Annotated in this window: 16 protein-coding genes; 4 read left to right on the top strand and 12 right to left on the bottom strand. The window is 63.0% G+C overall.

Annotated elements, in window-relative coordinates:
- Nucleotides 1–9: 9 nt before the first annotated feature.
- The 11 genes from D618_RS19830 to D618_RS18925 form a co-directional block, all read right to left on the bottom strand.
- A complete protein-coding gene (locus tag D618_RS19830; protein WP_017670385.1) occupies nt 10–168 on the bottom strand; it encodes a hypothetical protein in 159 nt (52 codons plus the stop codon).
- 153 nt (nt 169–321) lie between these two features.
- A complete protein-coding gene (locus D618_RS0104935) occupies nt 322–1,044 on the bottom strand; it encodes a hypothetical protein (RefSeq protein ID WP_017670384.1) in 723 nt (240 codons plus the stop codon).
- 40 nt (nt 1,045–1,084) lie between these two features.
- Nucleotides 1,085–3,028 carry an excinuclease ABC subunit UvrC gene (uvrC, locus tag D618_RS0104930; protein ID WP_017670383.1) on the bottom strand — a complete coding sequence of 648 codons (1,944 nt, stop codon included), beginning with the start codon at nt 3,026–3,028 and terminating at the stop codon, nt 1,085–1,087.
- A 94-nt stretch (nt 3,029–3,122) separates the two neighbouring features.
- Nucleotides 3,123–3,674 (bottom strand): hypothetical protein, encoded by a 552-nt coding sequence (locus tag D618_RS0104925; protein ID WP_017670382.1) that lies wholly within the window; start codon nt 3,672–3,674, stop codon nt 3,123–3,125.
- On the bottom strand, nt 3,667–4,161 hold the full coding sequence (locus D618_RS0104920) for a hypothetical protein (RefSeq protein ID WP_017670381.1): 495 nt from the start codon (nt 4,159–4,161) through the stop codon (nt 3,667–3,669). Before D618_RS0104920 ends, D618_RS0104925 begins: the two co-directional genes overlap by 8 nt.
- A gap of 77 nt (nt 4,162–4,238) precedes the next feature.
- On the bottom strand, nt 4,239–4,466 hold the full coding sequence (locus D618_RS0104915) for a F0F1 ATP synthase subunit C (protein WP_017670380.1): 228 nt from the start codon (nt 4,464–4,466) through the stop codon (nt 4,239–4,241).
- A gap of 55 nt (nt 4,467–4,521) precedes the next feature.
- On the bottom strand, nt 4,522–5,307 hold the full coding sequence (locus D618_RS0104910; RefSeq protein WP_017670379.1) for a F0F1 ATP synthase subunit A: 786 nt from the start codon (nt 5,305–5,307) through the stop codon (nt 4,522–4,524).
- A gap of 17 nt (nt 5,308–5,324) precedes the next feature.
- Nucleotides 5,325–5,684, bottom strand: a complete 360-nt coding sequence (locus D618_RS17700) for an AtpZ/AtpI family protein (RefSeq protein WP_017670378.1) — start codon at nt 5,682–5,684, stop codon at nt 5,325–5,327.
- A gap of 204 nt (nt 5,685–5,888) precedes the next feature.
- Complete coding sequence (locus D618_RS0104900; RefSeq protein ID WP_017670377.1) at nt 5,889–6,269, bottom strand: YdbL family protein; 381 nt, start codon at nt 6,267–6,269, stop codon at nt 5,889–5,891.
- Nucleotides 6,269–6,484 (bottom strand): YnbE family lipoprotein, encoded by a 216-nt coding sequence (locus D618_RS0104895; RefSeq protein WP_017670376.1) that lies wholly within the window; start codon nt 6,482–6,484, stop codon nt 6,269–6,271. The genes D618_RS0104900 and D618_RS0104895 overlap by 1 nt, the downstream gene beginning before the upstream one ends.
- Nucleotides 6,481–9,681 carry a YdbH domain-containing protein gene (locus tag D618_RS18925; RefSeq protein WP_152414534.1) on the bottom strand — a complete coding sequence of 1,067 codons (3,201 nt, stop codon included), beginning with the start codon at nt 9,679–9,681 and terminating at the stop codon, nt 6,481–6,483. Before D618_RS18925 ends, D618_RS0104895 begins: the two co-directional genes overlap by 4 nt.
- Nucleotides 9,682–9,785: 104 nt before the next feature.
- Between D618_RS18925 and radC the strand changes: the two genes are divergently transcribed.
- The 4 genes from radC to D618_RS17690 all read left to right on the top strand — a co-directional run bounded on the left by radC (nt 9,786) and on the right by D618_RS17690 (nt 13,805).
- Nucleotides 9,786–10,523, top strand: coding sequence for a DNA repair protein RadC (gene radC / locus D618_RS0104885; protein WP_017670374.1), 738 nt, complete (start codon nt 9,786–9,788; stop codon nt 10,521–10,523).
- A 39-nt stretch (nt 10,524–10,562) separates the two neighbouring features.
- A complete protein-coding gene (locus D618_RS0104880; RefSeq protein WP_026091305.1) occupies nt 10,563–11,750 on the top strand; it encodes an NAD(P)/FAD-dependent oxidoreductase in 1,188 nt (395 codons plus the stop codon).
- A 142-nt stretch (nt 11,751–11,892) separates the two neighbouring features.
- The gene (locus D618_RS0104875) at nt 11,893–12,255 is read left to right on the top strand and encodes a hypothetical protein (protein WP_017670372.1); all 363 of its coding nucleotides are present in this window, start codon (nt 11,893–11,895) and stop codon (nt 12,253–12,255) included.
- Nucleotides 12,246–13,805 (top strand): methyl-accepting chemotaxis protein, encoded by a 1,560-nt coding sequence (locus tag D618_RS17690; protein WP_017670371.1) that lies wholly within the window; start codon nt 12,246–12,248, stop codon nt 13,803–13,805. The genes D618_RS0104875 and D618_RS17690 overlap by 10 nt, the downstream gene beginning before the upstream one ends.
- 55 nt (nt 13,806–13,860) lie before the next feature.
- On the opposite strand, the gene D618_RS0104860 is transcribed toward D618_RS17690, so the two are convergent.
- Nucleotides 13,861–14,247: a hypothetical protein gene (locus D618_RS0104860; protein WP_017670370.1), complete on the bottom strand. Its 387-nt coding sequence runs from the start codon at nt 14,245–14,247 to the stop codon at nt 13,861–13,863.
- Nucleotides 14,248–14,325 lie beyond the last annotated feature (78 nt).

Here is a 14,325-nt window from a genome sequence, read left to right as displayed (position 1 = left end):
TTAAACGCCCTAGCGCAGGTCGGCAAGTTGATCCAGCTTATCGCCAATCCACACCTTGATCAGGGATTGCAAAGACACGCCGCGCCTGCTTGCCGCCCGATCGAGCCTTTCAGGCAGCTCCGGAGGCATTTTGAGGCTTACGCGTTGCGTGTCGGTCGATTTGTCCACCGAAAGATCCAGATTTTCGCTTCATACGACCTTATGAAAGGCCGCTTGCATCGTAACTGTGCGGCAGAAAATGGACAGGGGTCCCTGCGCAATCTCATCGAAAATGGACCAGTAAAAGCCCAGTCATTACTCACAAACTAGCACCTTGGCTGATCAAACGAACTGGACTGCAGCTCCCAGCCGAGCAGATGCCTCGGTGGCTCGCATCAGGACCGTCAGACAGTATGCTTCTACGCCGTATTGTTGCCAGAGAGGCCCCGTCTTCGAAGGCCTGTCGGCAAATTCCCAAAGTTGCTCGTCCTGTGTGTCGAGCCCCTCAGGGAGGTCAATGCATGAAGCCAACAATTGACACTCTTCCCACAGCAGGGGCGCGGAACCGACCATGTAGCCAACGCCTTCCCGCTGGGGATCGCCGCTATCGAAGATTACCCTATCCATCCGGCGCGGCAGATAAAAGCCTTCACAATCGGAGTGCAACAGAAGTTGGGCGAAAGCTGGTGCAGGCTTAGATTTGGCAAAACGCGACAATAGCCCGCGCGAAGATTCTCGGGCCATAAACTCGTTATGTGCCGCATACAGCTGGTCTAGAACCGGTACTTCATCGACTTCGTCGTATGCGATTGGCGGAGGCAACCTCCCCTCCAAAGCCCAGTGCGCCGCAACGCGACGAACCATGCGGAGACCGTTATAGCCCCACATCTGCGCTTCGAACACATCATCGTCGGCAACGTCGAGCGGCTCGTGGTGTGGTGGCGCACCGCCTTCTACCAACACCTCATTCAGCGAATCGAAAGGCTCGAACAGCGACCGGAACTCCTCGTCTGCGAGGCAGCGCCGGTTCTGCGCTAGCCATCCAACCATTATGTCGAGACCCATCAGACGACCCCATAACACTTAACAGTGTAGCTGAGTTACATCATCCCCGGAAATAGTCATAGACCAGCTGCGCCATCGCCTTCGACACGCCGGGGGCCTTTTGCAGGTCCTGAAGGCTGGCGCTGCGCACCGCCTTGGCGGTGCCGAAGTGCATCAGCAGCGCACGCTTGCGTGCGGGGCCGATGCCGGGCACCTCGTCGAGCGGGCTGCTGGTCATCGCCTTCTTGCGCTTGGTGCGGTGCGCGCCGATGGCGAAGCGGTGGGCCTCGTCGCGCAGCCGCTGGAGATAGAACAGCACCGGGCTGTTGGTCGGTAGCGTGAACTCCTTGCCATCGGGCAGGAAGAAGGTCTCGCGGCCCGCGTTGCGATCCGGCCCCTTGGCGACGCCGACCAATGCGACATCGTCGATACCCAGCACCGCGAGCGCCTCCATCGCCGCGTTCAACTGGCCCTTGCCGCCATCGACCAGCACCAGATCGGGCCAGTCGCCGCCGCTGCGATCGGGATCGTCGGTCTGCGCGCGGGCAAAGCGGCGCTCGAATACCTCGCGCATCATCGCATAATCATCGCCCGGCACGGTTTCGGCGCGCTTGATGTTGAACTTGCGATACGCCGCCTTGCGGAAGCCCTCCGGCCCCGCGACCACCATCGCGCCAAGCGCATTGGTACCCTGGATATGGCTGTTGTCATAGACCTCGATGCGATCAGGTGGGCCGTCGAGCCCGAACAGATCGGCCATCTCGGCGAGGTACTTCGTCTGGCTGGCGCTCTCGGCGACGCGGCGCTGCAGTTCCTCGAGCGCATTGCGCTGCGCCTGCTCGATCAGCCGCTTGCGCTCGCCGCGCTGGGGCACCAGCAGTTCGAGCTTGTGCGTCATGTTGGCCGACAGCGCCTCGACCACCAGATCGCATTCGAACGGCGTGCGATCGGTGAGGATCAGCCGCGGCGGCGGCATGTCCTGATAGAATTGCATCAGGAAGCTGGTGAGGATCTCGGCCTCGTCGAGCTCCTGAACATGCGCGGGGAAGAAGCTGCGATGGCCCCAGTTCTGCCCGGCGCGGATGAAGAACGCCTGGATGCAGACCGTGCCGCCCTGGCTCGCCATCGCAAACACATCGGCATCGGCAATCCCGTTCGCGTTGACCGCCTGGCTGCCCTGAATGAAGGTCAAAGCCTTCAATCGGTCGCGATAGGCCGCCGCACTCTCGAAATCGAGCGCCTGCGCCGCCGCCTCCATCCGCGCGCCCAATTTGGCCTGAACGTCGGTCGACTTGCCGGTGAGGAACGCGCGCGCATCGCCGACAAGCGCAGCGTAATCCGCCTTGCTGATCCGGTCCACGCACGGCGCCGAGCAGCGCTTGATCTGGTACAGCAGGCAGGGCCGCGATCGGTTGGCGAAAAAGCTGTCCGAGCACGAGCGCAGCAGGAACAGCTTCTGCAGCGAATTCAATGTGCTGGTCACCGATCCGGCGCTGGCGAAGGGGCCGAAATACTGGCCCTTGTACTTCTGCGCGCCGCGATATTTGGACATGCGCGGGAAGTCGTGGTCCTCGCGCAGCAGGATGTAGGGGAAGCTCTTGTCGTCGCGCAGCAGCACGTTGTACGCCGGGCGATAGCGCTTGATCAGCTGTGCCTCGAGCAGCAATGCCTCGGCCTCGCTGTTGGTGGTGACGATCAGCATTGACCGGGTGAGCGACACCATCCGCTGCAACCGGCGCGGCAACTTGTCGACCTGGGTATAGTTGGTCACCCGGTTCTTGAGCATCCGCGCCTTGCCGACATAGAGCACATCGCCGCGTGCATCGAGCATCCGGTAGACACCAGGCCGCGTCGGCAGTGATTTCAGCGTGTTGCGGATGGCAGCGACACCGACGTCGAGGTCGGGCGTATCAGCCCCGCGCACGCTGTACGTCGCCGCTTCCTCCAGAAAGCGGTCGGGTGCGCGCGGATTGCTGTCATTGGGATGTGCGGGACGGCCTGCCATGGTGCGCGTGATGTGGCGTGACGATGGCGGCAGGTCAATGGTTTAGCACATGGCAAAACCGATCCCTCTCCCACGCAGGGAGAGGGAAACAGGATCAGTTCAGACGCGTGCCCAGTTCGGCCACGGTATGATCGACCAGCGCCTTGTCGGCGTCGGCATTGTGGTTTTCGGCAATCAGCGCAGCCGCGGCACCGGTGGCAGCGCGGGCAACCTTGCTGCGGATTTCGGCGACGGCCGCACGCTCGGCGGCGGCGATCTTGTCGGTCGCCATCTTCTGGCGGCGCGCGATCAGGTTTTCCGCATCGGTGCGGGCCTTGGCGAGAACGGCTTCGGCCTCGGCTTCGGCGCGGGCGTTCATGTCGGCGGCTTCCTGCGTTGCCGCAGCCAGCTTGGCCTCATATTCGCCGCGCAGACGCTCGGCATCCGCACGCAAGGCCTGGGCCTCGTCGAGTTCCGCCTTGATGCTGGCGATCTTGCGATCGAGCGAGGCACCGATCAGCGCCGGGACCTTCTTGTAGAGGACAATGCCGATCAGGATCAGCATCGCCGCCGAGACGAAGAAGGTGGCGTTGAGCAGATGCACGCCGCCGATCGAAGGATCGGCATGCTCGCCGGCTTCGGACGCGAGGATGATGAGGTCAAGCATCGGCCAGTGCTCCCTTGACCGCACGGTTGACCTGCGGCTTGGTGATCTTTGCCGGCGTCAGCCGGGCGACGATATCCTGGGCGGCTTCCACCGCCACGGCTTCGATCTCGGTCAGAGCGGCTGCCTGCTGTGCCGCAATGGCACCTTCGGCTTCGGCCAGATGCGATGCGATGCCGACATCGGCATCCCGCACCCGGACTTCCGCCTCGCGAGCGCCCTTGGCCTTGGCTTCGGCCGTCACGGCGAGCGCCGCATCGCGGGCACGAGCATGCGCCTGACGATACTCTTCCTCGATCTCGTCGGCACGGGCATGGGCAGCGCGGGCAGCGGCCAGATCACCGGCGATCTTACCCTTGCGCAGATCGACCGTGCCCTGGATCTTCGGCAGCATCGAACGCCCGATTACAAAATAAATCAGCCCAAACGTGATCACCAGCCAAAAGAACTGGGACCCGTAGGTGGACATGATCTGGTCAATCTGGGGCATATCAAAGCTATCCGTGGATCAGAATCTTGAAGGTGCGAAACGGGACCGGCGACAGGCCGGCCCCGTTTCACGAATAATCAGGCAACGAAGATCAGGATCATCGCCACGACGAACGCCAGCAGACCGAGAAGTTCGGCAGCGGCGAAGCCGATGAAGAGGCGGCCCTGCTGGCCATCGGCTGCTGCCGGGTTGCGCAGTGCGCTTTCCAGGAACGAACCAAACACGTTACCCACACCGATAGCGGCCATGCCGGCACCGATTGCAGCCAGACCGGCACCGATCAACTTTGCAGCTTCTGCGTCCATAATATTACTCCTTAGGAAACTTGTGTGATGGAAAGATTGTAGCGAAAAGAAAAGCTTAATGCAGGTTCACCGCGTCGTTGATGTACAGCGAGGTGAGCAGCGCAAAGACATAGGCCTGGACAACCGCGACCAGAATTTCGAGCGCGCTGATCCCGACCATCAGCGTCAGGCTGGGCAGGCCGACCATCAGGCCATAGCCGACGCCGGCGTTGGTCGAGTTGATCACGAAGCCTGCGAGCACCTTCAGCAGGATATGCCCGGCGGTCATCGCAACGAACAGTCGCAGACCCAGGCTGAACGGGCGGACCAGGAAGGACAGCAGTTCAACGAGGAAGATGAACGGGATCATCGGCAGCGGCGTGCCGTGCGGCACGAACAGCGAGAAGAAGTGGAAGCCATGACGGCTGAAACCGACGATCAGCACGATCGCGAAGCTGACGATGGCGAGCACGCCGGTGATCGTCAGATGGCTGGTCACGGTGAAGGGATGACCGCCAAACACGCCGATCGGCAGCAGGCCGAGGATGTTGGCGAACAGGATGAACATGAACAGCGAAAAGACATAAGGCGCGTATTTGCGGCCCTCGGCACCGATGTTGGCGACCAGCATGTCGTCGATAAAGCCGGTAAAGCTCTCGACCATCAGCTGCCAGCGACCGGGCACCAGCTCACGCTTCATGCCGCCCTGCATGAACACCCACAATGCCACCAGCGTCAACAGCATCCACATGGCGCTGTTGGTGAAGGCGATGGTCTGCCCCGCAATGTCGAAACCACCCGAGAAAACGGGCGCGATTTCGAACTGGTGCATTGGGTCGATTTTGCCTGACTCGGCTGCCACAACCTTACCTCTTCGTCTTAATCTTCAGGCTTATCCTTCGGGGACTGCTGATTTTTCAGCCCCGCCGAATATGCGTTGGAAACCCGGATGATGTTCCTGAACGCCACGATGATCCCCAAGGTGAGGAACGCGATCAGGAGCCAGGGCGATGTGCCCAGCCAGCGATCAAACAGCCAGCCGAACAGCAAACCACCAGCAATACCCCCCAGCAGGTCGGCGAGCACCCGGTTGCCCAATCGATAATTCGCATCGACTGCGCCCCCCTTGCCGCTCGCTCCGGCCTGCTCCCGCTGCGTGATATCGCGCAAGCGATCACCAAGGTGATCGATCCGCGCGTCGCCGCCGACAGGGTCTTGCCCGGGTTCATTCTCCGCCATCTGCTTTACTCCCTCTTATTGGCCCTGAGGCTACAATATCGAAAAAGCAAGCAACCAGCGACGAGTGGACCCGCCAAGGCGCGGCCCGTTTAGAAAGGGCTGGGTTGCAAGTCAATGGCCATGCTGCGCTGCGGGAACATGCACGAAAAAGCCCGGATTTCGCGAGAAATCCGGGCGGGTTCGGCGTTCAGGGAGCTGTCGCAGTTACGGACAGCGGGCATCACGCACCGGCGGGCTGCCGTCCCGAGTCTTCCAGCTGCCGTCAGGTGCCTGGTATTTTTCGCCAGGCTTGGTTCGCGATATGGTGTTGCAGCCTGCGGTGAAGGCGAACTGTTCCACTGTCGAGCCTTCGGCGGAAGCACGTTCGGTATAGACCTGCTTGCGCTTGAGATTGATGTCGCTGACCAGCTTCTGCAGCTGGCCGTCGCCGCCACTGACCACCGCAAGATAACCATCCGGCTTCTCGCCAATCGATCCGCTGGAGCGAGCCGCCTCATAGGCCGGATCACGCTGCGCGAGGGCAGGCAAAGCCAGGCCAAACACCGCCAGCGCGGCAATCCCGGTTTTCACAAAAGCCCTGTTCATCAGAAAATCTCCGCGTTCTCGTCGATCACCTCTTTGGCCTTGCCATCGAGCCGATAGACGACTTCCTGTTTGATGTTGATGTTGAGATTGATGACAATCGGCTTGTCCGGTGCCGCTATCGTCACGCATCCCCCCAGCGACGCAGCCGCAGCCATCACGACTGCGACCAGGGCGCTGTGGTTCCTCACCATCGCCAACCATGTTCCCCGCTTCATGGACGATCCTCGCTTTCTGGGGGCTGAATGCCCGGTTTTGTTTCCGTTGTCGAACCGATGCCCGGATTGTTCGTCTGGCCGGGCAGCAGGCCCAGCACTCCGGGGTCGGTAATGTACTGCGTGTCGTAGAGCGACCGCGCCGAAGTGATGAGCTGAAGGAAAGGCGCGCTGATCGTCACATTGAACCGCAGCGGCAGTTTCTCGATCCTCCGGGTGAGGAAGTTGCGGGAAGCGCCCTCGCCCTGGCTGATGCCATCAAAGCGAATTTTTGTGACGACCTCGCCTGCCAGCTCGCCGTCCAGTTCGACCACCAGCGATCGATAGCGCAATGATCGCAAGGCGTTGAATGCGAAGTTTGCCATCGTGCCGAGGTCTTCATAGGTCAGCTCCCCGACATAGGCGAGCGTGCCGCCATCGCCGATGACCTCAAGCCGGCCACCGCGGACATGGCCGCCGTCCTTGTCGAAGATGATCGGGATGATGCCGGTGAACTGGCCGGTCGCGTTGATGTTCTCGAAATCGAATCCGGCCAGGAACTGTGCGGCATCCACCCGATCGACGCGGAAAACGAGACGGCGCGGCTCTTCGCTCACCAGATCGATCGTGCCGGGGTCGAGCAGCAGCCGCCCCCCGGCAAACGGCCATTCGCCGCCCTCGACCTGCATGCGAAAGCCGGGGAGCAGGCGGTAGCGAATCGCGCCGCCATAGACAGCAAAGCCGGGATTGACCTCTGCCAGCCGCACCAATTGCCCCGGGCCGGTCTCGAATCCGAGCAGATCGGTGAACGCGATTTCGCCCGACAGGCCGCTGACCGGGCCAAAAGCCGCTGCGAAGCCAAGCGAATCGGTGCGGAAGCGCCCCGTGCTCGATGCCACCCCTTCGCTTGTCCAGTCGATCCGCCCGGTGCCCGCCACCGTGCCGCGCGTATTGGCGATGATACCCAGCGCGATATTGCTGACCATCTCGGGCTGAAGCGTATCGTCAAAGGTCATGCCATCGACGAACAGGTCGGCATGGCCGGTGACCGTTGCCAGATCGTGCGCGATACCCACGCGCAGAACCTGGCGCAGCGTCTGCGGTTCGTTCAGCGTACCGGTCACGCCGATCCTGTCATCGGCCAGCGTGAGCCGCATGTCGTCGGTTACCAGCGGCTGGAAACGCGCGGGCACCTGACGATCGCGCAGCAACCATTCGTCGCCCGTCACCTCGAGCACCGATTCGGCGAAGCGCCACGCGCCTGTACCGCGCGTCATCAACAGCGGAACCACGCCGATCGTCGCTTCCGCATCGGCATAGCGCCCGCCCAGGGCATCGCCCAGATCGACGCTAAAGTCGCCCGCCTTGATGTGCGTACCCGCCTGCGCGTTGCCGATCAGCAGATCGACATCCGACAGCTGCGCCGTGCCGGGGAAATCGAGCTGCAGGGCCCCCACCGACAGTGCAAGGTCCGATGTGCCAAGCCGGCCGTTGATCCGGCTGGACTGCGCCAACCGCGCCGCCAGCACCAGACCACGGAGTCCGGAGCGAACCATCGGCGCACCTCTTGTGGGGCACAGGGTCAGTGCCTGGCGTGCGCTGGTGAAATTTGCCAGCCGCAGCTGGTCGACGCGCAACGTCTGGCAGTTATCGTACAGTGTGACACCGCCTGCCTCGCTCCATCGCCCCTGAAGCGGGAGCACCAGACCCTGCACACTGCCGCCGGGGATCGGTCCGCTGAGCCGCGCTGTGCCATTGAACGACAGGCCACCGCGCCCGTTCCACTGCGCTTCCAGCTGCGGCACTGCCAGCGACGCACCGTCTGCGCGATACTCCTCCATAGCCAGCCGCAGCGCATAGGCCCCCTGCCCGCGCGGCACGATGCGCAACTGGGAGATCGGGAGACCTGCACCGCCGGTGGCGATGTTTCCAGCGAGCTGGAACTCGTCGCGCACACGGCGCAGCGTCAGGCTGTTACCGCCGACAAGCCGTTCGCCTTTTGCCCCATTCAGCGCGAGTCGCGGGATCTCGACCGACAGCCGTTCAGCGCCGCTGCGCGCCTGGACCGTCATCGCGAGGTTCGCCCCGGGCAAGGTACGCCGCGCGGCCTTGACCATCTGCGCAACAAGCGGCCCGACCGGCAGGCTAGCACTGGCACCGACGGCCCGGTCCATCCCAGTGAGGCGCGCCGGGTCCATTGCAAGCGACTCGCCCAGAACACTGCCTTCAAAGCGGACGTCGGGTTGCATTGCTGACAACCGCAGCACGCCCGTGCCCCTGGCCACCAGCCTGTCGAAGCCGACACCCGAAGCACCGGCATCCAGCAGTGTCAGATCCACCTCGGTATCGATCTGTCCGGGCGAATAGGCAAAGCCCAGCCGGCCGCGCAAACCAGCCGCTGCCGCGTCGCCTGCGCGGATCGCACCGGTGGCGGGGACGATCGCGCCCTCGACTCGATCCAGCGTGGCGTTCGCCTCGGCGCGCAGCGCCAGCGAAGATCCGCCGATTGCGACCCCACCGGCCTCGCAAGCCAAGCCTGCAAACCGCAGCGGGCCGGTGAATGCAGGTCGCTGATCTTCGATGCGGATCGTGCCGAACAGGCTGGGCCGGTCAATGGCGCACCCCTGATAAGCGAATCGCGCCCCGATGGCCGCCATTGTGCCCTTGAAGCCGTCGTGCAGATCGCCGCTCCCCTCGCCCTTGATACCCAGCGTGCCATAGGGGCTTTCGATCCGCAGCCTCGCATCGCGCAGCGTCAGATCGAGCCTTGGCAGGCTGAACGGCTCCTGGCTGTCAGTGTAGATCAGCTTGTCGAGGGTACCGAAGCTGACCCGGCCGTTGTCCAGCCGGCCATAGCCGCGCAGGCCTTCGACGATCACCTGGTCAATCCTCAGGCCAAACAGCCCGCCGCCGATATCGATGCTCAACCGGTCGATCGTCGCATCGGGCCGGGCGGGGTCGCCCAGCACCAGGTTGCGCACCGTCTGCCGCCCGACACCGATCGATTCGATATCATAGCGCGCCTGTATGCCCTGGCGCTCCAGTTCGTTGCCGATCAGGTTGCGGGCGATATCCTCGCGCTGGGTCCAAGCGATCAGCCCGACCAATCCCAGCAACGCGACGCCGTACAGCACCACGCGCAGCGGCCACGCGGTTCGCTGCCACGCCCGCGCCTGACGTTCAGGCGGGATCGCCTCAGCCTCTGTCTCGGGGTCGCTCATCGCCACCTGAATGCGCTGCAACGCCGTCGGTTGCAACGCCGAGCGATGAAAGCCGCGCCGACAAAGCGTTTGCCCGCGTCGGGGCGAAAGATTAACCTCAAAATATGCCCCCTTCCTCGCCTGTGCTGCCGTTGCTGGCCGATGCCGAACTGCCCGATACTGCGGCAGGCGGCCATCACGGCGCAGGCCACCGCGCCCGGCTTAGGCAGCGTTTGCTGAACAGTGACGGAACCGGGCTGCATGATCATGAAATTATTGAATATCTGTTGGCGCTGGCAATTCCGCGCCGCGACACCAAGCAGCTCGCCAAGCAGCTCATCGACCATTTCGGCAGCCTGGCCGGCGTGCTTACGGCCGACGGCGATTCGCTGCGCGCGGTGCCGGGCATGGGCGATACCAGCGCAGCGGCGCTCAAGATCGTTCAGGTCGCCGCGCGCCGGCTGGTCAGCGAGCCGGTGCACCGCCAGCCGATCCTGTCGAGCTGGCAGGCGCTGCTCGATTATCTGCGGCTCGACATGGCGCACCTCACCCGCGAGCGCGTCCGCGTTCTGTATCTGAACGCCAAGAACATGCTGATCAGCGACGACAACATGTCCGAAGGATCGGTCGATCAGGCGGCGATCTACACCCGGCAGGTGATCAAGCGCTCGCTCGACCTGGGGGCGACCTCGCTGATCCTGGTGCACAACCACCCCAGCGGCAATCCCCAGCCCAGCAAGCAGGATATCCAGATCACCCGCGAGATCATCGAGGCGGGCAAACGGCTGGGCATCGGTGTGCACGACCATATCATCATCGGATTGGACGGGCATAGCAGCATGCGCTCGATGGGGCTGATTTGACCTCGACTAAGCGCCACCTGCGCGTCATAGACCCGCCTGATGCCCTCCCCCGCTCCATCCCCCTATGACGCCATCATCCTGGGCGCTGGCGCGGCCGGATTGTTCTGTGCGGCCATCGCCGGGCAGCGCGGCCGTCGGGTGCTGCTGGTCGATCATGCCGATGCGCCGGGCAAGAAGATCCTGATCTCCGGCGGCGGGCGGTGCAATTTCACCAATGTGAACACCCAGGCAGACCGCTACATCAGCGCCAACCCGCATTTCGCCAAATCCGCGCTGGGCCGCTACAGCCCGCAGGATTTCATCGCGCTGGTCGACAGCTATGGCATCGCCTGGCACGAAAAGACCCTGGGTCAGCTGTTCTGCGATGGCTCGGCCAAGCAGATCGTCGCGATGCTGCTCGAGGAATGCGACAAGGGCGGCGTCGAGATGGTGCTGGGTCACCGCGTGGGTGCCGTCAGCCATGCCGATGGAGTTTATCACGTCGCCATCGGCAACCGGACGGCCAGCGCACCGGCGCTGGTGATAGCGACCGGTGGTCCGTCCATCCCCAAGATGGGCGCGACCGGCTTTGCCTATGACCTGGCCCGGCAGTTCGGCCTCAAGGTCGTGGAACCCCGCCCCGCGCTGGTGCCCCTGACTTTGGGCGGCGACGAGACACTGTTCCGGTCGCTCTCGGGCGTCGCAACCGAGGTGATTGCCCGCGCTGGCAAGTCGGCGTTTCGCGAGGCGGCATTGTTCACGCACAAGGGGCTTTCCGGCCCCGCAATCCTGCAGGTCTCCAGCTATTGGCGGCATGGCGAGCCGGTGGAGATCGATTTCATCCCTGATGCGGCCACCGGCTGGCTGACTTCTGCCAAGCGCACCCAACCCCGCGCGACCGTGCGCAGCGCAATGGGCGCCATGCTGCCTGACCGGCTGGCTGCCACCCTGAGCGAACGCCTCGGTTCCGAAAGCCGCCTCGCAGATTGCGCAGACCGCCTGCTTGTCGAGGCAGAGCGGCGCCTGAAGTCTTGGGTGTTTCACCCCAACGGCACCGAAGGCTATGCCAAGGCCGAAGTTACCGCCGGCGGGATCAGCACAGATGGCCTCTCGTCGCAGACAATGGAGTCGCGCAAAGTACCGGGACTGTATGCGATCGGTGAAGCGGTAGACGTCACGGGATGGCTGGGCGGCTACAATTTCCAATGGGCCTGGGCGAGCGGCCATGCTGCGGGCACCGCAATTTAGCGTTATCGAACGCCCATCTATCGGCAATCATCATGCCTACAAAGGTTTGCAGCCATTATAAATGGTCTGTTAGGCAGAATTCGCTCCATAAATAAGCGAATGTTTACTTGTCGATTGGATAGTGCAGGGCATGCGAGTGTCCATGCCCTCCGACGAAATCCAGACTGATCGCTCCATGCGAGCGCTGAAGATTGCGCTGTATGCGCAGATTGCGATGGTCGTGGCGGCTATCGTTGCGATGACCCTGGCACCCCCGCGCGAAGGACCGATGATGGTCATTCCGCTGGGCCCTGCGGCGGTTGGCCAGACGATGGGCTGGGCCTTGCCCAAGGGTGCGGCGTTTCTGGGCCAGGGGCCACTGCCGGGATCGATCCTCGTTTACGCGCGACGCGACCTCCTCGCGGCCAGCGCATGGCAACATTCGAGTCTGCTCATCAAAGCACCTGAAATCTTTTGCGGGAAGATTGCAGGAACCCAAGGGAAGAAACAAACCTCATGGAACTGACCGGTATCCGCAAGAACGGCGTTTTCGCGCTCGTGATCATCGCCTGGCTATGCGTAGCCATCATTGCCGGGGTCAGCATTTATGCCAGCCTGGGGTGGACCCCGGTCGTCGCGGCCGTTGCGATCACCCTGCTCCCGACGCTGATCGCCCGATCGGGCAACATCCAGTCGACCGGCAGAATCCTGCTGGGTGTCACCATGCCGGTCTACCCTGCGATCCTGTTGTACCAGGCCGCAGGGGCGAATCTGCAGATGGACGTCCACATGATGTTCTTTGCGTTGCTCGCGACGCTGGTGGTGATGTGCGACTGGCGACCGATCGTGGCGGGCACAGCGGTGATCGCGGTGCACCACCTCGGTACCAATTTCATCATGCCCGCGTGGGTCTTTCCCGATGGCGCAGATCTGCCCCGCGTCTTGCTGCATGCAGTGATCGTGCTGGTAGAAGCAGGGGTGCTGATCCAGGTCTCTTTGCAGCTTGAGCAGATGATCGAGCGCCAAGCCGCGGCACGGTCCGAAGCTGAACGGCTTGAACAGGAAGCGGCTTCGGTTCGCAATGCCATCGCAGCCGAACAGGTGCTGGTCATCGGCGCGCTGGGCGATGGCCTGAACGCCATGGCACGCAACGACCTGACCTGCCGCATCGGCGAAGCCTTCCCTGCCGATTATGAAAAGCTGCGCACGGACTATCATCTTGCGCTGGAAGGCATGCGCCAGTCGCTCGGCAAGATTTCCGGCGCGGCAACCAGCATCGACGAAAGCGCAGGCGATGTGAGCCATGCCGCGCATGACATGGCAGACCGCACCGAGAGGCAGAGTGCCACGCTGCACGACACGGTCGCCAGCATCCGGGCGATAACCGATAGCGTGTCGGGCACGGCCCAACAGGCCAAGGACGCGCGCCAGGTGCTGCAAACCGCGCAGGGTGAGGCGGAGAGCTCGGCCGGGATCGTTGAACGTGCGCGCGTGGCAATGGACAATATCGAGCATTCCGGGATGGAGATCGACCAGATCATCGCCGTGATCGACGGGCTGTCGTTCCAGACCAACCTGCTGGCGCTCAACGCGGGCGTCGAAGCGGCGCGGGTCGGCGAAGCCGGCAAGGGTTTTGCGGTCGTGGCCACCGAAGTGCGCGCCCTGGCGCAGCGCTCTGCCGATGCTGCGATGGACATCAAGACCAAGATCAGTGCATCCAATGCACAGATTGCCGTGGGCGTGCAGGTGGTCGCCGAAACCAGCGAGACGCTGGAAAGGATCACGAGCCGCATTCTGCAGATTGGCGATTTCGTGACGACGATCGCCCAGTCGGTCGAAGGTCAGGCAGTGAAGCTGCGCGAGGTGAACCAGACCGTGGGCGCGCTGGACGGCATCACCCAGCAGAACGCCGCCATGGTCGAGGAGACAAGTGCCGCAGCAAGGTCGCTCGCTGCGGAATCACGCAAGTTGGCGGAGGAAATCGCCAAATTCCGGCTGGGATTGGACAACAAGAGGTCCACGCAGCTTTCTGCTGGCACAGAACCGCGCGAGAACCCTCTCTCCCGCGCAGCGTGACGGCGGCGCCCGCCCGCCTGAACCGCAAGGCCGTTCAGGCGGGCGGAGCAGGCGGTCAACGCGTACGGCACCGCCCGGTGTTGGTATTCTCTATGGTGCCGTCCTCGTCGTAGCGGATCTGCATGGTGAACCCATCGGCAGCGATCGAGCGAACCGTGGCGACATACCATTTGTTGTCGCTCCACATGCATGCAACGCGGCTGCCGGCCTGCCAGTCGAACGGAAGCACCGTGTTGGCCTGGCGCGTCTCGACATCGCCATCATCGAACCGGACCGTTACCAGCGATCCGCTGCGCGATTCAATAACACCAGGGTAATAGACCGAGCTGCCGCGCCATGGCGAAAGCACCCAGTCGCCCACCTCTTGCGCTGATGCAATGGTCGGCAACGCCAGTGCGCCAACTGCGGCCACGACATACCCAAAAGCAGCAAGATTTTTCATGTTCGCCTCCCCCTTTCCGTTGGCGCCGCCAATCACGGCCCCTATCCGTTGACGCAGGTTACACGCCTCAGCAACGAA

Origin of the sequence: Blastomonas sp. AAP53, from assembly GCF_000331245.1 — a bacterium.
GTDB lineage: Bacteria > Pseudomonadota > Alphaproteobacteria > Sphingomonadales > Sphingomonadaceae > Blastomonas.
This window is presented reverse-complemented; position numbering and strand designations above follow the sequence as displayed.